Below are 23665 nucleotides of genomic sequence, written 5' to 3' on the forward strand. Positions count from 1 at the left end.
CCTTTCAAATCGGTTCCCCTTCAACGCCCGTCCACCCGGCCCTCCCACCTGGGTTTTTGACAATCGTTTCCATCTTTGATGAAAATGGATGTCATGAACGTACGACGCCTCATACCCACCGCCGTCCTCGCCGGCGCCGTCGCCCTCGGCGCCACGGCCCTGACCTCCTGCTCCGCAGCGGGCGCCGCCGGCGGCAAGGACGGCAAGCTGGGCGTGACAGCCTCGTTCTACCCCCTGCAGTTCGTCGCCGAGCAGATCGGCAAGGAGCACGTGAAGGTCGACGGCCTGACCAAGCCGGGCGTCGAACCGCACGACCTGGAGATCACCCCCAGGCAGACCGGGCAGCTCGGCGAGGCCGACGTGGTCCTCTACCTCAAAGGCCTGCAGCCCGCCGTCGACAAGTCCGTCGCCCAGTCCGGCGTGAAGAACATCGTCGACGCCGCCACCCTCACCGCGCTGGACGCCCACGGAGCCGAGCCGGGCCACGGCGAAGAGGGCCACGCGCACCAGGAGGGCGACGAGCACGCCGGGGAGCACGCCGGAGAACAGACCGGTGAGCACGCCGACGGGCACGACGGCCACGACCACGGCGGGAACGGCACCGACCCCCACGTCTGGCTCGACCCCGTCAAGTACGCGGAGATCGCCAAGGGCGTCGGCGCGGCCCTGGAGAAGGCCGACCCCGGCCACGCCGCGGACTACCGGAAGAACACCGACGAACTGGTCGGCAAGCTGGCCGCGTTGGACACCGAGTTCAAGAACGGCCTGAAGGACACGGCCTCCAGGACCTTCATCACCACCCACTCCGCCTTCGGACACCTCGCCGAGCGCTACGGCCTCCACCAGGAGGGCATCTCCGGCATCGATCCCGAGTCCGAGCCGAGCCCGGCCCGGATGAAGGACCTCCAGGCGGTCGCGAAGAAGGACAATGTCACCACCGTGTTCTTCGAGACGCTGGCCAGCGACAAGACGGCCAAGACCCTCGCCGCGGACACCGGTCTGAAGACCGACGTCCTCGACCCGCTCGAAGGCATCACCGACACATCCCAGGGCGCCGACTACTTCGAGGTCATGCGGTCCAACCTGAAGAACCTCCAGAAGGCACTCGGAGCCAAGTGAGCACAGCAGCAACGGAGGCGCGAGCCATGCAGTCCCCGCCCCGACCGGACGACAACCCACCCGTCATATCCCTGCGCGGGGCCAAGGCCTCGCTCGGTTCGCGCCCCGTGCTGCGCGGAATCGACCTCACCGTCCAGCGCGGCGAGGTCGTCGCCCTCCTCGGAGCCAACGGCTCCGGCAAGTCCACGGCCGTCCGCGCCGTCGTCGGCCAGGTCCCGCTGTCCGACGGCTCCCTCAGCCTCTTCGGCACCGACTTCAAGCGCTTCCGCGACTGGTCGCGCATCGGCTACGTCCCTCAGCGCACCACCGCCGCCGGCGGCGTGCCGGCCACCGTCCGCGAGGTCGTCTCCTCCGGCCGGCTCGCGTGCTCCCGCTTCGGGCTCCTGCGCAGGGCCGACAAGGAGGCCATCGAACGCGCCCTGTCCCTGGTCGGCATGGACACGCACGCCGACGTCTCCGTGGACGCCCTCTCCGGCGGCCAGCACCAGCGCGTCCTCATAGCCCGGGCGCTCGCCGTCGAACCCGAACTGCTGATCATGGACGAGCCGATGGCGGGCGTGGACCTCGCCAACCAGGAGGTCCTGGCGAGCGCCCTGCGCGCGCAGGTCGCCGCCGGTGCCACCGTCCTGCTCGTCCTGCACGAGCTGGGCCCGCTGGAGCCCCTGATCGACCGCGCCGTCGTACTGCGCGACGGCTGCGTCGTCCACGACGGCCCGCCGCCGGAGGCCGTGGGCCAGCACGCCCTGCCCGGCCACGACCACGTACACCCCCACGCGGCGCACGACGCCGAGCCCCTGCGGACGGGACTGCTGAGCTGATGGACATCCTCGACTACGCCTTCATGCAGCGAGCGCTGATCGCGGCAGCCCTGGTCGGCATCACGGCCCCCGCGATCGGCACCTACCTCGTCCAGCGCCGCCAGGCCCTCATGGGCGACGGCCTCGGCCACGTCGCGATGACCGGTGTCGCCCTGGGCTTCGTGCTCCAGGCCAGCCCGGTCTGGATGGCCACCCTCGTCGCCGTCGTCGGCGCCGTCGGCATGGAGCTGATCCGGGCCCGCGGCAGGACCAGCGGCGACGTCGCCCTCGCCATGCTCTTCTACGGCGGCCTCGCCGGCGGTGTGATGATCATCAACCTCGGCGGCGGCCAGACGGCCAGCCTCCTGGGCTCCATGTTCGGCTCGATCACCACGGTGGCCACCGAGGACGTGACCGCGATGGCGCTGCTGGCGGCCTTCGTCCTCGCCGTCGCGGTCGGCCTGCGAAGGCAGCTCTTCGCCGTGTGCCAGGACGAGGAGTTCGCCCGGGTCACCGGACTGCCCGTGCGTGCCCTGAACCTGCTGATCGCGGTCACGGCCGCGGTCACCGTCACCGTCGCCATGCGCATCGTCGGCCTGCTGCTGGTCAGCGCGATGCTGGTGATCCCGGTCGCCGCGGCCCAGCGGCTCACCCGCAGCTTCGCCACCACGCTGGGGCTGGCCATGGCCATCAGCGTGACCGTGTCCCTGACCGGCACGGCTGCCACCTACTACATCAACGTGCCCTCGGGCGCGACGATCGTGCTGCTCGCCGTCGGCGTCTTCATGGTGCTGACCGCCCTCTCCGCCCCCCTGGCCCGCCGCCGGGCCAAGACCGCACCGACGGCCGAAGAGGTCTGCACGCGCGACGACGTGAAGGTCTAGGGTCCTTCAAGGGCTGGCACAATGGCGGCAGGCCCTATACGAGGAGGAACCGGTGGCGACTGCGCCTGGCGAGATGAATACCGCGCCAGTACGAGGACGATCCACCCGCCAGCGGGCCGCGGTGGCGGCCGCACTGGACGAGGTGGACGAGTTCCGCAGCGCCCAGGAACTCCACGACATGCTCAAGCACCGCGGTGACTCCGTGGGCCTGACCACCGTCTACCGCACCCTCCAGTCCCTGGCGGACGCGGGCGAGGTCGACGTCCTGCGCACCAGCGACGGCGAGTCCGTCTACCGCCGCTGCTCCACCGGCGATCACCACCACCACCTGGTCTGCCGCAAGTGCGGCAAGGCCGTCGAGGTGGAGGGCCCGGCCGTGGAGAAGTGGGCGGAGTCCATCGCCGCCGAGCACGGCTACGTGAACGTCGCACACACCGTGGAGATCTTCGGCACCTGCGCCGACTGCGCCAAGGCCTGAGGGCTGGAGCCCGGCCCGGATCCGGCGGCCGGCTAGATCCGCTTCAGCTTTCCGTCCAGGAGCGCCCGCAGGACGTCCTGCTCGCCGGGGTCCGCGAGGCCGCGCTTGGGGAGCAGCGCCCCGCCGAGCACCCGCTTGTCTCCGGAGAAGAGCATGAACGTCGCGGGGGTCTCCGCGTAGCACGACAGCGCGCTCCACCGCAGGTGGACGGTGCCCTGCGCGGAGTCGATGGTGACGCCCCCGCCGTCGACGACCGCCCGGTACTCCCCCGACGCCGCCAGCAGCCCGCGGGTCGTTCCGGCCATGATCCGGTGGCCGAACAGCACGAAGGCCCAGCTGAAGAGGCCCACCACGCACAGCGCCACGGCCGACCCGACGTACCCGCCGCCCTGCGCCACGAGGACCGCGGCGTACCCGGGCCCCACCAGACCCGTGAGGACGAACAGCAGGCGCTGGCGGCGCCCCGCCGAGGTCCGGCCGTAGGGCCGCAGGCCCTCGGCCATGTCGGCGACGGTCGGTGTGTAGCGGAGCTCGACCGCCCGCCCCGCCGACGCCGTCCCGTGTATCCGATACAGCGGATCCCCGCCCGTGATGTCCATGAGCGGGGATCCTAGGCGCAGGGCGTCAGGAGGCCGTACCCGGGCCCTCGGGCTGGTTGGGGACCGCGCCGCCGAAGCGGCGGTCGCGCTGGGCGTACTCCAGGCACGCAGCCCACAGGTTGCGCCGGTCGAAGTCGGGCCACAGCACGTCCTGGAAGACCATCTCGGCGTACGCGCTCTGCCAGATCAGGTAGTTGGAGGTGCGCTGCTCGCCGCTCGGGCGCAGGAACAGGTCGACGTCCGGCATGTCCGGGTAGTAGATGTACTTGGCGAAGGTCTTCTCGTTGACCTTCGACGGGTCGAGCTTGCCGGCCGCCACGTCGCGCGCGATGGCCTGCGCCGCGTCGGCGATCTCCGCACGGCCGCCGTAGTTGACGCAGAAGTACAGGGTCATGGCGTCGTTGTCGACGGTCTGCTCCTGCGCGACCTGGAGCTCCTGGACGACCGACTTCCACATCTTCGGCATGCGGCCGACCCAGCGGATGCGGATGCCCAGCTCGTTCATCTCGTCGCGGCGCCGCCGGATGACGTCGCGGTTGAAGTTCATCAGGAAGCGGACCTCTTCGGGCGAGCGCTTCCAGTTCTCCGTCGAGAAGGCGTACAGGGAGAGGTTCTTGACGCCCATCTCCAGGCAGCCCTTGAGCACGTCGAGCACGACGCCCTCGCCGACCTTGTGCCCCTCGGTGCGGGGCAGGCCGCGCTCCTTGGCCCAGCGGCCGTTGCCGTCCATGACGACGGCGACGTGGTTCGGGACCAGCTCGCCGGGGATCTTCGGCGGGACCGCACCGGAGGGGTGCGGCTCGGGAACCTTGTACTCCCGGCGAGAGCGTCCCAGAATCCCGCGTCGTGCCATGTGCCCAGCTCCTATTTCTCGACGTATCGCAGGGAGCGTAGCCCGCGCTCCAGATGCCAGTGCAAATAGGCGGAGACCAGCCCGCTGCCCTCCCGCACGTGACGCGCCTCACACGCGTCGGCATGCCCCCAGTCGCCCGTCAGCAGGGCGCTGAGCAGGGCGATGGCCTCCGACGAGGGTACGACGCTGCCGGGCACCCGGCAGTCCCCGCATATGACCCCGCCCGCGGCGACGGAGAAGTGCCGGTTGGGGCCGTGGATGCCGCACTTCGCGCAGTCCTCGAAGCTGGGCGCGTAGCCGTTGACGGCGAGGGAGCGCAGCAGGAAGGCGTCCAGGATGAGGTGCGGTTCGTGTTCGCCGCGGGAGAGCGTGCGCAGCGCTCCGACGAGCAGCAGGTACTGCTGTACGGAGGGCTCGCCCTCGTTCTCGGTGAACCGCTCGGCGGTCTCCAGCATGGCGGTGCCGGCGGTGTAGCGGGCGTAGTCGGTGACGATGCCGTTGCCGTACGGGGCGATGATCTCGGTCTGGGTGCAGAGCGGCAGGCTGCGGCCGACGAGTTCGCTGCCGCGGGCGAAGAACTGCACGTCGGCGTGGGAGAAAGGTTCCAGCCGGGCGCCGAACTTGGACTTCGTGCGCCGCACCCCGCGGGCGACCGCCCGCACCCGGCCGTGGCCCCGGGTCAGCAGCGTGATGATGCGGTCCGCCTCACCCAGCTTCTGGGTGCGCAGCACGATGCCGTCGTCGCGGAACAGACTCATGCGCCCATTGTCCCGTACGGGGAGTCCCCCGGGGACAGCGACGACCCCCGCCCGGGCGTCGCCGCGGGCGAGGGGTCGGCACCCCTTGGGAGGGTCAGGGGGCGGACGGCGACGGCGTGGGGTCGGCGTCGTCCGCCTTCGCGGCCGAGGGGGCGGGGGCGGCCGCCTGGGCCGGTACGGCCGCGGGGGCCTCGGGCGCGCTCGCCTCGGGCACGATGGCGTCGGCGTCGGTGCCGGAGCCGGGCGCCGTGTCGGCCTCGGCCTCGCCGAGGGCCCGGGCTCCCGCCTCCGGGGCGCCGTGGGCGTCGTCCTTCGCCAGGCCGTTGAAGATGAGGTTGAGCACGATGGCGGCCGTGGCACCGAGGGTGACACCGCTGTTGAGCAGCGAGGACAGGTCCGCGTCCATGTGCTTGCTGAAGAAGACCGGCACGGTCGCCGGGAGCAGGGCGAAGGCGAGGGAGACGCCGACGATCAGGGCGTTCTTCTCCTCCTTGAGGTCCACCTTGCCCAGGGTCTGGATGCCGGCCAGGGCGACCATGGCGAACATGACGGTCGCGGCGCCGCCGAGGACCCCGTGCGGGACGGCCGCGACGATGGCGGCGGCCTTGGGCAGCAGCCCGAGGACGATCATGAAGACGCCTGCGGCGACGACCACGAAGCGGCTCTTCACCTTCGTCATCCGCACCAGGCCGACGTTCTCCGCGAAGGCGACGTAAGGGAAGGAGTTGAGGACGCCGCCGAGCGCGGTGGCGGCGCCGTCGGCGCGCAGGGCGCGGGCCACGGTCTCGCTGTCGACCTCCTTGCCGACGATGTCGCCGACGGCGTAGGTGTCACCGGTCGTCTCGACCATGGTGATCAGCATGACGATGAGCATCAGGACGATCGGGAACCACTCGAACTTGGGGACGCCGAAGTGGAAGGGCGTGGTGACGCCGATCCAGTCCGACTTGCCCACGTCGCCGAACTTCGCGTCGCCGAGGAGGAAGGCGACGGCGGTGCCGGCGACCAGGCCGAGGAGGATCGCGATGCTGGAGAGGAACGGCCGGCCGAGCTTCATCAGGACGAGGATGAAGAGCATCGTGCCGCCGGCGTAGGCGAAGTGCTTGGGCTCGCCGAAGTCGGGGCTGCCGAGGCCGCCGGCGGCGTCGTTGAGGCCGACGGGGATCAGGACGATGCCCAGCACGGTGATCACCGTGCCGGTGACGACGGGCGGGAAGAGCCGCATGACCGTCCGGAACGCCTTGGCGGGCAGCCAGGCGAAGGCGAAGGTGGCGATACCGGCGGTGATGACCGCGCCGTAGATGACCAGCAGGGCGGCCGTTCCGCCGCCCGCTCCGAGGCCGATGGCGATCATCGGGGACACGGCGGTGAAGGTCACGCCCTGGATCAGCGGCAGCCGCGCGCCGATCCGGCCGATGCCCCAGGCCTGGATGATCGACGCGATGCCGCAGGTGAAGAGGTCCGCGTTGATCAGGTAGACCAGTTGTTCAGGGCTCAGCTTGAGTGCGCTGCCCACGATGATCGGGACGATCACCGCGCCGGCGTAGAAGGCGAGTACGTGCTGGAAGCCGTACAGCGCGAGCTTGGGGAGGGGGAGCACCTCGTCGACCGGGTGCGTGCTCTGCTTTCCGTCGGTGGAAAGCCGGGCGGCGACACGTGCCATCTCAGCCTTGCCCTTCAAGGTAGGTAAGTGAGAGGAGATCTGGTTATCCCTGGGCGAAGTGGGTCGTTAACCCGTTGGTTCGCCAGGGTTTTCAGTACGTTCACGTGGGTCGAAGTCCCGCTGTGCGGGGCGGCGGCTTCTCGGCGTGTGACCGGAATTGAACGCCTGTGGGTGTCCTCACAGATATCGTCGACTTCTACAAACTGTTGACCGGACCCGGCCGCAGATCTGTGGATTTCTCCAGTGGCGGCGGAGTCGGCGCAGGGGGTATGGGAGCGATCGTCCGCGGCAGGGCTGCGCCGGCCGTGTCGACGGGGACGGAACCGGCCGTGAGCTGCCACGACGCTGAGCGCGGCCCGTCGAGGCCACCCACGGGAAAGGCCCGTCCGGGCGCCCCTGGGGGCGGCTCCGAACGGGCCCGGAGTTGTCGACTCCGCCGTTCCCGAAGTGTTCACCAGGCGAGATTTCGCCCCTCGCGAGGCCGGATCGTTACGTCCGATCGGCCACTTCCGGACGGTTCCGGGGCGTCACGGCCCTCTCAGGGCGCGCGTACCGCCGACAGCAGCCGGGCCACCTCGTCCGCGCCGATCCGCAGCGCCGACCCGACGGTGGCGAGCACCTCGCGCTCGGCCGGGATGTACGGGCCGTCGGCGAGGGCGATCCGCGCACCCTGGAGCAGGATCGACTCCCGGCCTGGGCCGGCCAGGTGCGGGGCGAGCGGCTCCAGGGCCTCGTGGAGCTCTATCGACAGCGCGGCCCCGCAGCACTCCGGGATGTCGTACAGCCCGAGCCGCCCCTCGTCCGTGGACAGCGCCTCCACGAGGGACTCCAGCTGCTCCTCGGTGCAGTCCTGGAAGCCCGCCGCCTGTACGGCCGACACCGCGGCCTCCAGGGCGCTGCGCGAGGCCGTCCCGCCCGCCGTGAGCACGGCCAGCGCCACGGTGTGCACGGCGTCCCGCAGGAGCGCGGTGAACCGGGTCGTGGTGAGGTGGTCCAGGACGCCGGTGCCGAAGCGCGCGCGGCAGCCCTGGCACTCCACGACGGGCCCCGCCTGCCCGCGCGGCAGCAGCGGCACCCCGAGGACGGTGAACCGGCGGCGGCCGGTGCGCCTGCGGTAGTTGCGGTCCCCACCGCAGTCCGGGCAGAAGAACTCCCCGTCACCCACGGTGCTCCAGGTGGTACGGATGCCCCAGACCGTCAGCTTCCGGCCGTCCCCACCCCGAACTGGCAGCACGTCGCACCTCCGTGGTGTCGTCCGGCAGCATCGCCGGGTTGGCGTGATGTTAGCCACATCGGTGAGGATGCGTCAGTCGTGCGACAGGACAACATGTCCCCCGCGGGGGAGTTGGCCGATCTGCACCCCCGGTTCCGCTTGGGGTCCGCCGGGGGAACGGCGGGCCGGGTCCGTGACCGGGCCGCGAGCGGGATCGGCCGGGCCGCGGCCGGGCTGCCGGCCGGTTCCGGAGCCCGGTGACCGCGGCCGATATCAGCACTGCCGGGGGTGAGGCGCTGCGTACGGATCCGGCCGCCGCGGCTCACGCGGTCACGGCGGGCGCGGCTCCGGCCGGTATCGGGAGGGCGGCAGGAGGCCGGCAGGACGCTGGTGGCCGCCGCCGCGGAGCCCGGATACGGCGGAACCCCGCCCCTCCGGACGGAGGAGCGGGGTTCACCTGCGAGCGGTCAGCGGCCCGCGCGGTTGACGGCGGAGATGACCGCCTTCAGGGAGGCGCGGGTGGTGTTGGCGTCGATGCCGATGCCCCACAGGACGCGGCCGTCGATCGCGCACTCGATGTAGGAGGCGGCCACGGCGGACGCGCCCTCGCTCATGGTGTGCTCGGTGTAGTCCAGCAGGCGGGCGTCGACGCCGATGCCGGCCAGCGCGTCGAAGAACGCCGAGATCGGACCGTTGCCGGTGCCGTTCAGGACCGTCTCCACGCCGTCCACGACCGCCTCGACGGTCAGTGTGTCCGTGCCGTCCTTGTCGGTGGCGGTCGAGCCGGAGCGCAGCTGGATGCGGCCCCACGGGTTCTCCGGGTTGGGCAGGTACTCGTCGGAGAAGACGTCCCAGATCGCCTTCGGCGTGACCTCGCCGCCCTCGGCGTCCGTCTTGGCCTGGATGATCCGGGAGAACTCGATCTGCATGCGGCGCGGCAGGTCCAGCTTGTGGTCGTTCTTCAGGACGTACGCGATGCCGCCCTTGCCGGACTGCGAGTTGACCCGGATGACCGCCTCGTAGGAGCGGCCGACGTCCTTGGGGTCGATGGGCAGGTACGGGACCGCCCACTCGATGTCGTCGACGGTCTTGCCCTGGGCGGCCGCGTCGGCCTCCATGGCGTCGAAGCCCTTCTTGATGGCGTCCTGGTGGGAGCCGGAGAAGGCGGTGTAGACCAGGTCGCCCGCGTAGGGGTGGCGCGGGTGGACCGGCATCTGGTTGCAGTACTCGCTGGTGCGGCGGATCTCGTCGATCTGCGAGAAGTCGATCTGCGGGTCGATGCCCTGGGAGAACAGGTTCATGCCCAGCGTGATCAGGTCGACGTTGCCGGTGCGCTCGCCCTGCCCGAACAGGCAGCCTTCGATGCGGTCGGCGCCGGCCATCAGGGCCAGCTCGGCGGCGGCGACGGCGGTGCCGCGGTCGTTGTGCGGGTGGACGGAGATGCAGATGTGCTCGCGGCGCGTCAGGTTGCGGGCCATCCACTCGAAGCGGTCCGCGTGGGTGGACGGCGTGGAGCGCTCCACCGTGGCGGGCAGGTTCAGGATGATCTCCCGGCCCTCGGCCGGCTGCCAGACGTCGCAGACGGCCTCGCAGACCTCCAGGGCGAAGTCCAGCTCGGTGTCGGTGAAGATCTCCGGGCTGTACTGGTAGCCGAAGACGGTCTCGGGGCCCAGCAGCTTGTCGGCGTACTCCATGACCAGGCGGGTGCCGTCCACGGCGATCTGCTTGATCTGCTCCTTGGAGCCGCGGAAGACGACCCGGCGGAAGGTCGGCGCGGTCGCGTTGTACAGGTGCACGGTGGCGCGCTTGGCGCCGACCAGCGACTCCACGGTCCGCTCGATCAGGTCCTCGCGGGCCTGGGTCAGTACGGAGATGGTGACGTCGTCCGGGATGGCGCCCTCTTCGATGATGGAGCGCACGAAGGCGAAGTCGGTCTCGCCCGACGAGGGGAAGCCGACCTCGATCTCCTTGTAGCCCATGCGCACCAGCAGGTCGAACATCTCGCGTTTGCGGGCGGGGGTCATCGGGTCGATCAGCGACTGGTTGCCGTCGCGCAGGTCGGTGGAGAGCCAGCGGGGGGCCTTGGTGACGCGGGCATCGGGCCAGGTGCGGTCCGGGATGTCCACCTGCTCGTACGAGCCGTACTTGTGGATCGGCATCCCGGAGGGCTTCTGGGAGTGCGTCGCGTTCGTGATGGGCGTGGGGCGACCGACAAAAGGCTGCTGGCTCATGGCGTTGGGCTCCTCGCGTGTCCGCGGTAGTTCGCTGGGACGGCCGACGGCGGTAGTGGAAACCGCAACACCAACTCCGCGGGGAGGGGGCCGGCCTACGACTACAGACCCTCGCCGCGGCAGCTAAGGAGAAGCAGCCCGAAACGCATGATGGGCCGAGCCTAGCCGAGCCGCGCCGTGACGCGAGGACCTGTTTCAGTATGCAAGACCCGCACGTCCGATTTGCACCAAATGTGAGCCAAGCCTCATTCGGTCCGCCCGGGTCGGGGCGATCCCCCGAAGAGCTCCGCGTACCGGCCGTGCGATCCCACCACCACACCCCCCGCCGCGAGGGCCCCGCACCGGCCAGGCACGTTTCTGCAACGGCAGACGTGACACAACCGAATGAATCATGGTTGCGTCTAGTGACATCACCGTGACGCGGTGCCACATTGCCGGGCATGGATGCCTCCCACACTCACCGCCACCCCGTCTTCTGCACGGTCGTGCCGCCGCACCTCCTCGACAAGGCCGCCCTCTCGGGCGACACCCGCCGCGCCGACCTCGCCCAGCGCACCCTCGAACACGACTCCCTGCTGCGCACCCGGCGCCGGGTGACCTCCGTGCGCGGGATCACGGCGACGCTCGCCGCACCGGCCGGCGACAGCCCGCGGCGGACGATCTACGACGCCCGGCACCGCACCCAGCTCCCCGGCACCAAGGTCCGCGAGGAGGGCGACCCGCTGGGCAAGGACGCCACCGTCAACCGCGCCTACGCGGGGCTCGGGGCGACCTACGAGCTGTTCCTGAAGGGCTTCGGGCGCCGCTCCATCGACGACTCCGGACTCCCCCTGGACGCCACCGTCCACTACGGGGAGGAATACAACAACGCCTTCTGGGACGGCCGGCAGATGGTCTTCGGCGACGGCGACGGCGACCTCTTCCTCGACTTCACCGTGTCGGTGGACGTCATCGGACACGAGTTGACCCACGGCGTCACCCAGTACACGGCGAACCTGCGCTACCGCGGCCAGTCGGGCGCCCTGAACGAGTCCATGTCCGACGTCTTCGGCTCCCTGATCAAGCAGTACTCGCTGGAGCAGACGGCCGATGAGGCCGACTGGCTGATCGGCGCCGGGCTGCTCGGCCCCAACGTCACCGGGGTCGCACTGCGCTCGATGAAGGCCCCCGGCACCGCGTACGACGACGACGAGCTCGGCAAGGACCCGCAGCCGGCCACCATGGACGACTACGTCAACACCCACAGCGACAACGGCGGCGTCCACATCAACTCCGGCATCCCCAACCACGCCTTCTACATCGCGGCGACCGAGCTCGGCGGCAAGGCCTGGGAGCGTGCCGGACAGATCTGGTACGACACCCTCACCGGCGGGGACCTCACCCCGAAGGCGGACTTCGCGGACTTCGCCCGCCTCTCGACTGCGGCCGCCGCCACCCGGTACGGGGAGGGCGGCGCGGAGCACCAGGCACTGCAGAAGGCATGGTCGGCCGTGGGCGTCCCGCTCGCGGGGTAGACAGCTCCCATGCGGATTCAGGTGGTACGGACGGGCGGCTTCGCGGGCATCGAACGCCGGGCCGAGGTGGACACCTCGGGCCTGCCGGACGAGGAGGAGTGGCAGGCCCTGGCCCAGCTCGCGCTGCGGCCCGGCCCGCCGGGCGATCCGGCGGACCGGGTGCGGGACGGCTTCTCGTACCGGATCACGGTGGACGGGCGGACGGTCTCCTGCGCCGAGCCGCGCCTGTCGGAGGCCCAGCGGGCGCTGATCTCCCGCGTCCTGAAAGAAGGTGCCTGAGCGGCGGCCCTTTGCTTGGATGGCCCGATGACCGACGCCATGATCCAATCGACGCTGTCCGAGCTGGAGCGGTACTACGACACGGTGCCGCGGGTGGGCGGCGCCCGGGCCGAGGACTTCGGGCCGCTGACCCTGTTCGTGCAGGAGGGCGCGGGCTGGCCGTACTACGCGCGGCCCGCGCTCGGCGGCTCCGACGCGACCCCCGCCGACGTCGAGCGGGTCCTCGCCCGCCAGCGTGAACTGGGCGTCCCGGAGGCCTTCGAGTGGGTCGCCGAGAACAGCCCCGCGCTCCGGGCCGCGGCGGAAGCGGCGGGGCTTCACGTCCACGAGCACCCGCTGATGCTGCTGGAGGCCGGCGAGGAACTGCCCCCGCACCCGGAGGTGCGGCTGCTCGGCGCCGAGGACCCGCTGCTGGCGGCCGCGCTGGCGGTACCGGCGCTGGCCTTCGCGGACCCGGGAACGGCCGTGGGCGAGGCCGGCCCCGCGGAACTGGCCGCCGCGCTGCGGGACCCGTCGGTGGAGACCCGGCGGGCGAGCGTCTCGGAGAAGCTGGCGGCGGGCACCTCGGGCATGGCCGCGGCCGTGCGGGACGGCGTGGTGCTCTGTTCCGGCATGTTCAACCCGGTCGGCGACGTCGCCGAGATCGTGGGCGTCGGCACCCTCCCGTCCGCCCGCCGCCAGGGCCTGGCCCTCGGGGTCACCGCGGCCCTGGTCGTACGGGCCCGCGCGGGGGGCGCCCGTACGGTCTTCCTCTCGGCGGGCGACGACGACGTGGCCCGGATCTACGCCCGCGCCGGCTTCCGCCGGGTCGGCACCGCCCTGATCGCGGAACCGCCGGCGGAGCCCGGCGCGTGACCGGCTGACGGCGGCCGGGACGCCGCAGCTCCGCCCCACCCCGCCCCGGTTTGCCGAGTCGGCAACAAAGTTTGCCCGCTGGCGCGGGGTGGGCGCAGCATCGGGGACACGAGACGCCGAGCGGAAGAGGCCCCCATGTCCCAGCACGACCACCAGACGCACGACCACCACGCGCGTCACACGCACGATCACGCGCCCGGGAGCGCGCAGGAGAACGGCAGCGGTCCCGTCGCCGGCGGCGAGGAGTTCTGGGACGGGCGCTACAGCGAGAGCACGCGCATCTGGAGCGGCAAGCCCAACGCCCTCCTGGTCCGCGAGGCCCAGGACCTCGCCCCCGGCCGGGCGCTCGACCTCGGCTGCGGGGAGGGCGCCGACACCGTCTGGCTCGCCCGCCGCGGATGGCGGGTCACCGCCACCGACATCTCGAAGGTGGCTCTCGGCCGTGCGGCCGAGCACGCCGCCGAGGCCGGGGTCACGGACCTCGTCGACTGGCAGCAGCACGACTTCGCGCAGTCCTTCCCCGAGGGGGAGTTCGACCTCGTCTCGGCGTGCTTCCTGCACAGCTACGGCGAGTTCCCGCGTGAGCGGATCCTGCGCAGGGCCGCCGCCGCGGTGGCTCCCGGCGGGACCCTCCTGGTGGTGGGCCACGCGGGAGGGCCGTCGTGGAACCCGGAGGCCCACGCGGACCTCCACTTCCCGACCCCGCAGGAGGTCCTCGCGCAGCTGGACCTGCCGGAGGGCGGCTGGGAGGTCCAGACGGCGGCGGAGCACGTCCAGCCGATGACCGACCCCGAGGGCCGGCCCGGGACGCGCCCCGACAACGTGCTGACGGTACGGCGCGTCGCCTAGGGGGCGGGCCGGGACCGGTCAGAAACCGAGCTTGCGGAGCTGCTTGGGGTCCCGCTGCCAGTCCTTGGCCACCTTCACGTGGAGGTCGAGGAAGACGGGGGTCCCGAGCAGCGCCTCGATGTGCTTGCGCGACTTCATCCCGACCTCCTTCAGGCGGGAGCCCTTCGGGCCGATGATGATGCCCTTCTGGCTCGGCCGCTCGATGTAGACGTTGGCGTGGATGTCGAGCAGCGGGCGGTCCGCCGGGCGGTTCTCGCGCGGGATCATCTCCTCGACGACCACGGCGATGGAGTGCGGGAGCTCGTCGCGTACGCCCTCCAGCGCGGCCTCGCGGATCAGCTCGGCGACCATGACCATCTCGGGCTCGTCGGTGAGGTCGCCCTCCGGGTACAGCGGCGGGCTCTCGGGCAGCAGCGGCGCGATCAGGTCGGCGAGCAGCTGGACCTGGTTGTCGCCGACCGCCGAGACGGGCACGATCTCGGCCCACTCGATGCCGAGCTCGGCGCCGAGCTGGTGGATGGCGAGGAGCTGTTCGGCCAGGGCCTTGGACTCGACCAGGTCGGTCTTGGTCACGATGGCGATCTTGGGGGTCTTCTTGATCCCCGCGAGTTCCTTGGCGATGAACTTGTCTCCGGGGCCCAGCTTCTGGTCGGCCGGCAGGCAGAAGCCGATGACGTCGACCTCGGCCCACGTGGTGCGCACGACGTCGTTGAGCCGCTCGCCGAGCAGGGTGCGCGGCTTGTGCAGGCCGGGCGTGTCGACGAGGACCAGCTGGGCGTCGGGGCGGTGCACGATGCCGCGGACGGTGTGGCGGGTGGTCTGCGGCCGGTTGGAGGTGATCGCGACCTTGGTGCCCACGAGTGCGTTGGTGAGGGTCGACTTCCCGGCGTTGGGACGGCCGACGAAGCAGGCGAAGCCCGCACGGTGCGGGGCGGTGGACTCGGGGGAACGATCGCTCATACGGGCCATTCTCCCCGATGCGGCTCCCAGCGCCGACCAGACCGCCGCGACGGCGGCGAGCACGCCCGCGAGCGGCGGGTGCGCGGCGTGGGCGGCACGGCCCTGAGCTGTGGTTCCGCCGGCTTGCCCGGCCACCGTGACCTGGGCCCGTTCCGCGCGGGCGGGTCGCCCCGGCGGGTCGCGCGGCGCCTTCCGGCGGCGCGTACGCCGGAAGGGGAGCCCCGCCCGCTCACGAGCGGGCGGGCGGGCGGGACGGCGGCAGACGTCATGCCCCGTCCCGGCCCAACCGACGGCCCGTCAGGAGAGGCCTGCGGGCGATGACGGGACGACGGCCTCAGGACCCGGCGGGGGTCGTGGACCTCAGGGTGCCGTCCGGGCCCGCCAGGAGGACCGGGGTGTCCGGGCCGCCGAGGTCGCGGACGGCCGCCCGGTCGGCCTCCGCCGGGGTCTCGGCCGCGCTCACCACGGCCGCGGCCTCCAGCGAGCGCGCCCCGCTGGCCACGGCCATGGCGACCGCGGTCTGCAGCGCGCTCAGCTTCAGGGAGTCGAGCTCCACCGTGCCCGCGACGTACGTCCGTCCCGTCTCGTCCCGTACCGCCGCCCCCTCGGGCACTCCGTTGCGGGCCCGGGCACTGCGCGCCAGAGTGATGATCTTGCTGTCCTCGGGGTCGATCCCGGTGCTCTCCGTCATGGTCGAAAGCATAGGGAGCGCCCCGCGCGGCCCGCGCAACGACCCCGCCACGGCCCGGTCAGGGCCGGTCGAGCTTCAGCCGCTCCGCGCGCGGCAGGCCCGCGACCACGAGGTCGTACGAGTCCTCGACGAGCTCCCGCAGCATCGCCTCGGGGATCCCGCCCACGGTCACCGTGTTCCAGTGCCGCTTGTTCATGTGGTAGCCCGGCGCGATCGCCTCGTGCTCCTGGCGCAGCCGCACCGCCAGTTCTGGTTCGCACTTGAGGTTGATCTTCAGCGGCTCGGCGTCCAGGGCACTGAGCGCGAACATCTTGCCCCGCACCTTGAACACCGAGGTCTCGGGCGTGAAGGGGAACTCCTCCACCGCCGCGTTGAAACCCAGCAGGAACTCCCGCAGCCGCTCCGGGGTCACTCCGCCTCCTCCCCCGCGGTGTCCACCGCGGCCACCGGTTCCACCAGCACCGTCACGATCTTGTTCCGCCGGCCCGCCGGCGACTCGGCCGTCAGCCGCAGCGGACGCCCGTCGGGCAGTTCGACCACCGCCGAAGCGCCCGCGATCGGCACCCGCCCGAGCGCCTTCGCCAGCAGTCCGCCGACCGTCTCGACGTCCTCGTCGTCGAACGCCTCGACCTTGAAGAGCTCGCCGAGGTCGGTGATGTCCAGGCGCGCCGTGACCCGGTAGCGGTCCTCGCCCAGGTCCTCGACCGGCGGGAGCTCCCGGTCGTACTCGTCCGTGATCTCGCCGACGATCTCCTCAAGGATGTCCTCGATGGTGACGATGCCGGCCGTGCCGCCGTACTCGTCGATCACGACGGCCACGTGGTTGCGCACCTGCTGCATCTCGCGCAGCAGGTCGCCCGCGTTCTTGGTGTCCGGCACGAAGACGGCCGGCCGCATCGCCGTCGACACCAGGTCGCTCTCGGCGTCGCGGCTGATGTGCGTCTTGCGGACCAGGTCCTTCAGGTAGACGATCCCGACGATGTCGTCCTCGTTCTCCCCGGTGACCGGGATGCGCGAGAAACCCGACCGCAGGGCGAGCGTGGTGGCCTGGCGGACCGTCTTGTAGCGCTCGATGCAGACCAGGTCGGTCCGCGGCACCATCACCTCGCGCACGAGCGTGTCGCCCAGTTCGAAGACCTGGTGCACCATCCGGCGCTCGTCGTCCTCGATGAGCGATTCCTTCTCGGCGAGGTCGACCATCGCCCGCAGCTCGGCCTCGGAGGCGAAGGGCCCCTTGCGGAAGCCCTTGCCGGGCGTGAGGGCGTTGCCGACGAGGATCAGCAGCTGCGGGATCGGCCCCATGATCCGGGCGAGCGGTACAAGGACGTACGCGGCCGCCGTCGCCGTGTTCAGCGGGTGCTGCCGGCCGATCGTACGCGGGGAGACGCCCACGGCGACGAAGGAGACCAGCACCATCACGGCGATGGCCACGAGCAGCGCGGTCCAGTTCTCGCCGAACTCGTCCAGGCAGACGAAGGTGACGAGGACCCCGGCCGCCATCTCGCAGGTGACCCGGACCAGCAGCGCCACGTTGAGGTAGCGGGTGGGGTCGCCGGCGACCTGGGCCAGCTTCTCGCTGCCGCGCCGGCCCTCCCGGACGGCCTGTTCGGCACGGAAGATCGAGATGCGGGCGATGCCGGACTCCGCGCACGCCGCGAACCAGGCCACGACCACCAGCAGCACCGCGCCGGTGATCAGTTGCGGGGCGCTCACGAGACGGTGGGAGCCGGGGACGGCCCGGTCAGCCCGCGCTCACCGCGCCAGCCGTCCACGATGGCGGCCTGGAGGCCGAACATCTCGGCCTTCTCGTCCGGCTCCTCGTGGTCGTAGCCGAGCAGGTGCAGCACCCCGTGGACGGTCAGGAGCTGGAGCTCCTCGTCCATGGAGTGCTGCGTCGGGGCGTCCTCGCCCTGCTTCTTCGCGACCTCGGGGCAGAGCACGATGTCGCCGAGGAGCCCCTGCGGGGGCTCCTCCTCGTCCTTCGACGGCGGACGGAGCTCGTCCATCGGGAAGGACATGACGTCGGTCGGGCCGGGCAGGTCCATCCACTGGATGTGGAGCTGCTCCATGGCGTCCTCGTCGACGACGATGACGGAGAGCTCCGAGAGCGGGTGGATCCGCATCCGGGTGAGCGCGTAGCGGGCGATGTCGAGGATCGCCTGCTCGTCGACCTCGGTTCCGGACTCGTTGTTGACGTCGATCGACATGGTGCGCTGGGTTCTACTTCCGCTGGTAGCCGTTGGCGGCCTGATGGCCGTCGTCGTACTTCTCGTACGCATCGACGATACGGCCGACCAGCTTGTGCCGGACGACATCCTCGGACGTGAGCCGGGAGAAGTGGATGTCCGGCACCCCGTCGAGGATTTCCTGGACCTGGCGCAGACCGCTCCTGGCCCCGCCGGGAAGGTCGATCTGGGTGATGTCACCGGTGATCACGATCTTCGAGTCGAAGCCGAGCCGGGTCAGGAACATCTTCATCTGCTCGGTGGTCGTGTTCTGCGCCTCGTCGAGGACCACGAACGCGTCGTTGAGGGTCCTGCCCCTCATGTATGCCAGGGGGGCCACCTCGATCGTGCCCGCTGCCATGAGCCGGGGGATCGAGTCGGGGTCGAGCATGTCGTGCAGCGCGTCGTAGAGCGGGCGCAGGTACGGGTCGATCTTGTCGAAGAGGGTGCCCGGCAGGAAGCCGAGCCGCTCCCCCGCCTCGACGGCGGGCCGGGTCAGGATGATCCGGCTGACCTGCTTGGACTGCAGGGCCTGGACCGCCTTGGCCATGGCGAGGTAGGTCTTGCCGGTACCGGCGGGGCCGATGCCGAACACGATCGTGTTCTTGTCGATCGCGTCGACGTACCGCTTCTGGTTGAGGGTCTTGGGGCGGATGGTGCGGCCGCGGCTGGAGAGGATGTTCTGGGTGAGCACCTCGGCGGGCGTCTCGGGCCCGTCGCCGTTGCCGTTCGCGCTCGCCTTGAGCATGGCGATCGAGCGTTCCACTGCGTCCTCCGTCATCGGCTGCCCGGTGCGGAGCACCAGCATCATCTCGTCGAACAGTCGCTGGATCAGGGCGACTTCCGCGGCCGCGCCGATCGCGCTGACCTGATTGCCCCGAACATGGATGTCGGCCTTCGGGAAGGCCTTCTCGATCACGCGCAACAGGGCGTCGCCCGAGCCGAGCACCGTCACCATCGGGTGCGTCGCCGGTACGGTGAAGTGCGCTCGCGCCTGCCCCGGCGCGGGGATGTGGGCTGATGTCTGAGTCATGGGCCGGCACTGTGGCCTGCGCATACCTCCCGCTGAGGGGCCGCGCCGATCGACGACCTCCGGAATACCAAGGGTACGTCGCCGCCGCCGCATCCCCGAGAGGTTTTAGCCGCCCCCTGGGCTCCCCGGCTCCGCCGGCCCCCGGCTACACGGGGTGCCGGAAGCCGATGGTCGGCACGGCCCTGCGGCGGGCGGCCGGGGTCGCGGCCGACGGGATCAGGTCGTCCAGGAAGCCGTAGCGGCCGCGCAGCGCGTGCGGGGCGGCCCGCCACCAGTGGGCCACCTCCGGCCAGCCGGGGGCCGACAGGGAGCCGCCGAACTCCTGCACCGACAGGGCGGCGGTCAGCCCGGCGAAGGCCAGCCGGTCGGCCAGGGGCCAGCCCGCCAGGGTGCCGGTGACGAAGCCCGCCACGTAGACGTCCCCCGCCCCCGTGGGGTCCAGGGCGTCGACGGCGATACCGGGGACGTGCGCCGTCTCCCCGGTGCGGCCGTCCACCGCGTACGAGCCTTCGGGACCCATGGTCACCACGGCGATCGGCACCTTCTCGGCCAGGGCGCGGGCGGCGGCCCGGGGGCACTCGGTGCGCGTGTACCGCATCGCCTCGCCCGCGTTCGGCAGGAAGGCCTCGCAGTGCTCCAGGTCGGCCAGGGCCCCCAGGTCCCAGCGCCCGCTCTCGTCCCAGCCGACGTCCGCGAAGACCCGCGAGCCGCGCCGGGCGGCCTCGCCGATCCACTCCTCGCCGCGGCCGGGCCCCAGCGAGGCCACGGCGGCGCGAGCTCTCGGCGGGCACTGCGGCAGGGGGCCTGGGCCCGCCGGCGGCGGGGCCTCGTGGCCGTGGGAGACCATGGTGCGCTCCCCCTCGTACGCCATGGAGACGGTGACGGGGCTGTGCCAGCCGGGGATGATCCGTGACATGGAGAGGTCGATGCCCTCACCCTGCTCCAGGGCGTCCCAGCAGTACTCGCCGTAGTGGTCGTCCCCGAAGGCCGCGGCCAGCGAGGTGCGCAGGCCGAGCCGGGCCAGGGCGGTGGCCATGTTGGCGACGCCGCCGGGGCTGGAGCCCATCCCGCGCGCCCAGGACTCCGTACCGCGCACGGGTGCCGAGTCGAGGCCGGTGAAGATGATGTCGAGGAAGACGGTCCCGGTCAGGAAGACGTCGCAGCCCGGTTCCTCCGGGTCGCGCAGCGGACCGAGGGGGTCCAGGGCTGCGGTGCGGCGGTCGAGGTCCCCACTGGTCACGGTGGTCTCCCCTGTCGGTCTCGAAGGGCCGTTCTCGGTGAAAGCTGGCAGGTTTCCCGCGTGGCGCGGGATCAGACCCAGTGTGGCCCAGGTCACCTCGAACCTGCCCTCCGCGCCGTTCGCCGGGATCTGCGGTTCCCGGCCCGGGACGGCACGCGCCCGGGCCGTCCGCGTCAGCCGCGCTTCGGGAGCGGCACCCGCATCAGGTCCGCGGCCACGGTGAGTTCCCCCTCGAAGCCCGCCGCCCGCGCCTGGCGTTCGAACTCGGCGGGGTCGGTGTAGCGCTGGGAGAAGTGCGTCAGCACGAGGTGCCGTACGCCCGCGTCGCGCGCCACCCGCGCCGCCTGTCCGGCGGTGAGGTGCCCGTGGTCGGTGGCCAGGCGTTCGTCCTCGTCGAGGAAGGTCGATTCGATCACCAGCATGTCGCAGCCCTCGGCGAGTTCGTCCACGCCGGGGCAGAGCCGGGTGTCCATGACGAAGGCGAAGCGCTGGCCGGGCCGGGGTTCGCTCACGTCCTCCAGGGTGACCTCGCCGAGCCGGCCCTCCCGCTGGATCCGGCCGACGTCGGGGCCCTTGATCCCGTGCCGGGCGAGCTGTTCGGGCACCATCCGGCGCCCGTCGGGCTCGGTGATCCGGTAGCCGAAGGACTCCACCGGGTGCGAGAGCCGCCGGGTCTCCAGGACGTACGAGGCCCCGCGCGCCACCGGCCCGTCCTCGGAGACCGGTTCCTCGGCGAGCGGCACGGTCTCCCGGTAGGCCGTGGCGTACCGGAGGCGGTCGAAGAACTTCTGCCCCGACGCCGGGTAGTGCGCGGTGACGGGGTGCGGGACCTGGTCGAGGTTGATCCGCTGGATGACCCCGGCGAGGCCGAGGCTGTGGTCCCCGTGGAAGTGGGTGACGCAGATCCGGTTGATGTCGTGCGCGGCCACTCCCGCACGCAGCATCTGGCGCTGGGTGCCCTCGCCCGGGTCGAAGAGGATGCCCTCGCCGTCCCAGCGCAGGAGGTAGCCGTTGTGGTTGCGGTGGCGGGTGGGCACCTGGCTGGCGGTGCCCAGCACCACGAACTCTCTGACGGACACGTGCTACCCCGGGGGCCACTGGAGGCCGCGGCCGCCCAGGACGTGCGCGTGGGCGTGCCAGACGGTCTGTCCGGCGCCGGAGCCGGTGTTGAAGACGATCCGGTAGCCGTGGTCGTCGATCTTCTCGTCGGCGGCGACCTGGGCGGCCTCACGCAGTATGTCGGCGGCGACGCCCGGCTCGGCGGCCGCGAGGGAGGCCGCGTCGGGGTAGTGCACCTTGGGGATGACGAGCACGTGCGTGGGCGCCTGCGGGTTGATGTCCCGGAAGGCGACGGTGGTCTCGGTCTCGCGGACCACCGTCGCCGGGACGGCACCCTCGACGATCTTGCAGAACAGGCAGTCGGCCTGCGGTTCCCCGGCCATTGCTCACCCTCCCGTGATGTTGATCGGTCGGGGCATCGTATCCAGCCGGGCGACCGCGGCGGGCGAGTATTCCGGCCGGTCAGGCCGGAGGTCGGGCCTGGGCCCGGCGTCAGGCCCGGCGTCAGGCCCAGCGTCCGGTGCGGGCCAGCAGGACGGCCGCGGCCGCGGTGCCGGCGGTGGAGGTCCGCAGGACGGAACGGCCCAGACGGTAGGGGTGCGCCCCGGCCGCGGCGAAGACGTCCAGTTCCTCCGGGGAGACCCCGCCCTCCGGGCCGACGACCAGGACGACGCTGCCGGAGGCGGGCAGCGCGGCCGTGGCCAGGGCCTGCGAGGGGGTGTCGCGGTCCTCGTGCAGCACCATCGCCAGGTCGGCGCCGGCCAGCAGTGCCGCGACCTGCTTGGTGGACATGGCCTCGGCCACCTCCGGGAAGCGGACGCGGCGGGACTGCTTGCCCGCCTCCCGGGCCGTGGCCCGCCACTTGGCCAGGGACTTGGCGCCGCGGTCGCCGCGCCACTGCGTGATGCAGCGCGAGGCCTGCCAGGGCACGATCGCGTCCACGCCGGTCTCGGTCATGGTCTCGACGGCCAGCTCGCCCCGGTCCCCCTTGGGCAGGGCCTGGACCACCGTGATGCGGACCGCGGGCTCCTCCTCCTGCCCGGCGGCGGCGACCGCGACGACGAGCCGGTCCTTGCCCTCGGCCGCCTTCACGACCGCCTCCGCCCAGCCGCCCCGGCCGTCGGTCAGGACGACCTGCTCGCCCGGGTTCAGCCGTTTCACGGACACCGCGTGCCGGCCCTCCGGGCCGCCCAGGACGAACTCCGACCGTGCAGGAACCTCGTCGACCACGAACACCGGGGCCGTCATGACGCACTCCTCATCTGCATTTCCTTCAACGTGCTCTGTGCCTCGGCCAGTTCCGCCGCCAGCACCTCCACCAGCTGCGCCGCCGGCAGCGCCCGCGCGAGCCGGTGCCCCTGGCCCGCCCACAGGGCCATGCCCTGCGGGTCGCCGGCCGCGGCGGCCGCCTTGCGCAGCCCCTTGGTCAGGTGGTGGACCTGGGGGTAGGCGGCCGGGGCGTAGGGGCCGTGCTCCCGCACGAAGCGGTTGACCAGCCCGCGCGCCGGACGCCCGGAGAAGGCCCGGGTCAGCTCCGTCCGGACGAAGAGCGGATCGGTCAGCGCCTTCTTGTGCAGGGGGTCCGCGCCCGATTCCGGGCAGGCCAGGAAGGCCGTCCCCAGCTGCGCCGCCGTGGCGCCGGCCGCCAGCAGGGCGGCGATCTGCGCGCCGCGCATGACGCCGCCGGCCGCGATGATCGGCAGGGACACGGCCTCCCGCACCTGCGCCACCAGGGCGAGCAGTCCCACGGCCGCCGTGCCGTCGATCTGCGGGTCGTCGCGGTGGGTGCCCTGGTGGCCGCCGGCCTCGACGCCCTGGACGCAGACGGCGTCGGCTCCGGCCCGCTGGGCGCTGCGGGCCTCCTCCACGCAGGTCACGGTGACGACGGTGTACGTGCCGGCCTCGCGCAGGGCCGCGAGGGCCGCGGGGTCGGGGCAGCCGAAGGTGAACGACACGACCGGTACCGGGTCCTCCAGGAGGATGGCGAGCTTGGCGTCGTAGCCGTCGTCGCTGGTGCCGAGGATGTCCTCCTCGGCGAGCGAGATCGCGTACCAGCTGGCTTCGCCGGCGAGCTGCCCGCGGTACGCCTCCACCGCGGCCGGGTCGACGTGGCCGGTCGGCGGCATGAAGAGGTTGACGCCGAAGCGGCGCCGCGTGAGCGCGCGGACCTGCTTGATCTCCTGGTACATCCCGTCGGCTGTTTTGTAGCCCCCGGCCAGGAAGCCCAGCCCGCCGGCCTCGCACACGGCGGCGGCGAGCGGCGGGCAGGAGGCGCCGCCCGCCATGGGTGCCTGCACGATCGGGTGGGGGGAGAGACCGTTCGCCGCGGTGGACATGGACTGCATCGTGCCACGTCCGGCCCGGG

The 23665-nt window shown here is 71.8% G+C and carries 25 protein-coding genes; 8 read left to right on the forward strand and 17 right to left on the reverse strand.

Going from position 1 to position 23665, the window contains the following annotated elements; translation table 11 throughout:
• The first annotated feature begins 93 nt into the window (after positions 1-93).
• Genes BSL84_RS10995 through BSL84_RS11010 form a run of 4 tightly spaced genes read left to right on the forward strand, consistent with a single transcriptional unit; the run spans position 94 to position 3278 of the window.
• Positions 94-1119, forward strand: coding sequence for a metal ABC transporter substrate-binding protein (locus tag BSL84_RS10995; RefSeq protein ID WP_075970251.1), 1026 nt, complete (start codon positions 94-96; stop codon positions 1117-1119).
• A gap of 26 nt (positions 1120-1145) precedes the next feature.
• The gene (locus BSL84_RS11000; protein WP_075970252.1) at positions 1146-1937 is read left to right on the forward strand and encodes a metal ABC transporter ATP-binding protein; all 792 of its coding nucleotides are present in this window, start codon (positions 1146-1148) and stop codon (positions 1935-1937) included.
• Positions 1937-2800: a metal ABC transporter permease gene (locus BSL84_RS11005; RefSeq protein WP_075970253.1), complete on the forward strand. Its 864-nt coding sequence runs from the start codon at positions 1937-1939 to the stop codon at positions 2798-2800. Before BSL84_RS11000 ends, BSL84_RS11005 begins: the two co-directional genes overlap by 1 nt.
• A gap of 52 nt (positions 2801-2852) precedes the next feature.
• The gene (locus BSL84_RS11010) at positions 2853-3278 is read left to right on the forward strand and encodes a Fur family transcriptional regulator (RefSeq protein WP_075970254.1); all 426 of its coding nucleotides are present in this window, start codon (positions 2853-2855) and stop codon (positions 3276-3278) included.
• Positions 3279-3310: 32 nt separating this feature from the next.
• On the opposite strand, the gene BSL84_RS11015 is transcribed toward BSL84_RS11010, so the two are convergent.
• From BSL84_RS11015 to leuA, 6 genes are all read right to left on the reverse strand, one after another.
• Positions 3311-3877: a YcxB family protein gene (locus BSL84_RS11015; RefSeq protein ID WP_075970255.1), complete on the reverse strand. Its 567-nt coding sequence runs from the start codon at positions 3875-3877 to the stop codon at positions 3311-3313.
• A gap of 25 nt (positions 3878-3902) precedes the next feature.
• Positions 3903-4730 carry an isoprenyl transferase gene (locus BSL84_RS11020; RefSeq protein WP_075970256.1) on the reverse strand — a complete coding sequence of 276 codons (828 nt, stop codon included), beginning with the start codon at positions 4728-4730 and terminating at the stop codon, positions 3903-3905.
• An 11-nt stretch (positions 4731-4741) separates the two neighbouring features.
• A complete protein-coding gene (gene recO / locus BSL84_RS11025; protein ID WP_030649778.1) occupies positions 4742-5488 on the reverse strand; it encodes a DNA repair protein RecO in 747 nt (248 codons plus the stop codon).
• A 94-nt stretch (positions 5489-5582) separates the two neighbouring features.
• Complete coding sequence (locus BSL84_RS11030) at positions 5583-7151, reverse strand: nucleobase:cation symporter-2 family protein (RefSeq protein WP_045320757.1); 1569 nt, start codon at positions 7149-7151, stop codon at positions 5583-5585.
• Positions 7152-7689: 538 nt separating this feature from the next.
• Positions 7690-8385 (reverse strand): TerB family tellurite resistance protein, encoded by a 696-nt coding sequence (locus tag BSL84_RS11035; protein WP_075970257.1) that lies wholly within the window; start codon positions 8383-8385, stop codon positions 7690-7692.
• 446 nt (positions 8386-8831) lie between these two features.
• Positions 8832-10595, reverse strand: coding sequence for a 2-isopropylmalate synthase (gene leuA, locus BSL84_RS11040; protein WP_030027864.1), 1764 nt, complete (start codon positions 10593-10595; stop codon positions 8832-8834).
• A gap of 440 nt (positions 10596-11035) precedes the next feature.
• Between leuA and BSL84_RS11045 the strand changes: the two genes are divergently transcribed.
• From BSL84_RS11045 to BSL84_RS11060, 4 genes are all read left to right on the forward strand, one after another.
• A complete protein-coding gene (locus tag BSL84_RS11045; protein WP_030027863.1) occupies positions 11036-12109 on the forward strand; it encodes a M4 family metallopeptidase in 1074 nt (357 codons plus the stop codon).
• Between the two features lie 9 nt (positions 12110-12118).
• Entirely contained in the window at positions 12119-12388 is a 270-nt protein-coding gene (locus BSL84_RS11050) for a protealysin inhibitor emfourin (protein WP_030027862.1), read from the forward strand.
• A 27-nt stretch (positions 12389-12415) separates the two neighbouring features.
• Positions 12416-13243, forward strand: coding sequence for a GNAT family N-acetyltransferase (locus BSL84_RS11055; protein ID WP_075970258.1), 828 nt, complete (start codon positions 12416-12418; stop codon positions 13241-13243).
• A gap of 135 nt (positions 13244-13378) precedes the next feature.
• Positions 13379-14092 carry a class I SAM-dependent methyltransferase gene (locus BSL84_RS11060; protein ID WP_075970259.1) on the forward strand — a complete coding sequence of 238 codons (714 nt, stop codon included), beginning with the start codon at positions 13379-13381 and terminating at the stop codon, positions 14090-14092.
• Between the two features lie 18 nt (positions 14093-14110).
• On the opposite strand, the gene era is transcribed toward BSL84_RS11060, so the two are convergent.
• From era to BSL84_RS11115, 11 genes are all read right to left on the reverse strand, one after another.
• The gene (gene era / locus BSL84_RS11065; protein ID WP_037878811.1) at positions 14111-15061 is read right to left on the reverse strand and encodes a GTPase Era; all 951 of its coding nucleotides are present in this window, start codon (positions 15059-15061) and stop codon (positions 14111-14113) included.
• Between the two features lie 325 nt (positions 15062-15386).
• Positions 15387-15743: a cytidine deaminase gene (locus BSL84_RS11070; RefSeq protein ID WP_030030677.1), complete on the reverse strand. Its 357-nt coding sequence runs from the start codon at positions 15741-15743 to the stop codon at positions 15387-15389.
• A gap of 58 nt (positions 15744-15801) precedes the next feature.
• Entirely contained in the window at positions 15802-16155 is a 354-nt protein-coding gene (locus BSL84_RS11075; protein ID WP_030030678.1) for an MmcQ/YjbR family DNA-binding protein, read from the reverse strand.
• Positions 16152-17456, reverse strand: a complete 1305-nt coding sequence (locus BSL84_RS11080; RefSeq protein WP_030030679.1) for a hemolysin family protein — start codon at positions 17454-17456, stop codon at positions 16152-16154. Before BSL84_RS11080 ends, BSL84_RS11075 begins: the two co-directional genes overlap by 4 nt.
• On the reverse strand, positions 17453-17950 hold the full coding sequence (gene ybeY / locus BSL84_RS11085) for an rRNA maturation RNase YbeY (RefSeq protein ID WP_030030680.1): 498 nt from the start codon (positions 17948-17950) through the stop codon (positions 17453-17455). The genes BSL84_RS11080 and ybeY overlap by 4 nt, the downstream gene beginning before the upstream one ends.
• A gap of 13 nt (positions 17951-17963) precedes the next feature.
• The gene (locus BSL84_RS11090; protein WP_030030681.1) at positions 17964-19001 is read right to left on the reverse strand and encodes a PhoH family protein; all 1038 of its coding nucleotides are present in this window, start codon (positions 18999-19001) and stop codon (positions 17964-17966) included.
• Positions 19002-19146: 145 nt separating this feature from the next.
• Positions 19147-20241, reverse strand: coding sequence for a carbohydrate kinase family protein (locus tag BSL84_RS11095; protein ID WP_045320772.1), 1095 nt, complete (start codon positions 20239-20241; stop codon positions 19147-19149).
• A 173-nt stretch (positions 20242-20414) separates the two neighbouring features.
• Positions 20415-21320, reverse strand: a complete 906-nt coding sequence (locus BSL84_RS11100; RefSeq protein ID WP_030027776.1) for a ribonuclease Z — start codon at positions 21318-21320, stop codon at positions 20415-20417.
• Between the two features lie 3 nt (positions 21321-21323).
• Positions 21324-21683: a histidine triad nucleotide-binding protein gene (locus tag BSL84_RS11105; protein WP_030027777.1), complete on the reverse strand. Its 360-nt coding sequence runs from the start codon at positions 21681-21683 to the stop codon at positions 21324-21326.
• Between the two features lie 121 nt (positions 21684-21804).
• Complete coding sequence (locus tag BSL84_RS11110; protein ID WP_075970260.1) at positions 21805-22548, reverse strand: 16S rRNA (uracil(1498)-N(3))-methyltransferase; 744 nt, start codon at positions 22546-22548, stop codon at positions 21805-21807.
• Positions 22545-23636: a nitronate monooxygenase gene (locus BSL84_RS11115; protein ID WP_030027780.1), complete on the reverse strand. Its 1092-nt coding sequence runs from the start codon at positions 23634-23636 to the stop codon at positions 22545-22547. Before BSL84_RS11115 ends, BSL84_RS11110 begins: the two co-directional genes overlap by 4 nt.
• Between the last annotated feature and the right edge of the window lie 29 nt (positions 23637-23665).

Origin of the sequence: Streptomyces sp. TN58 (genome assembly GCF_001941845.1) — a bacterium.
Taxonomy (GTDB): Bacteria; Actinomycetota; Actinomycetes; order Streptomycetales; family Streptomycetaceae; genus Streptomyces.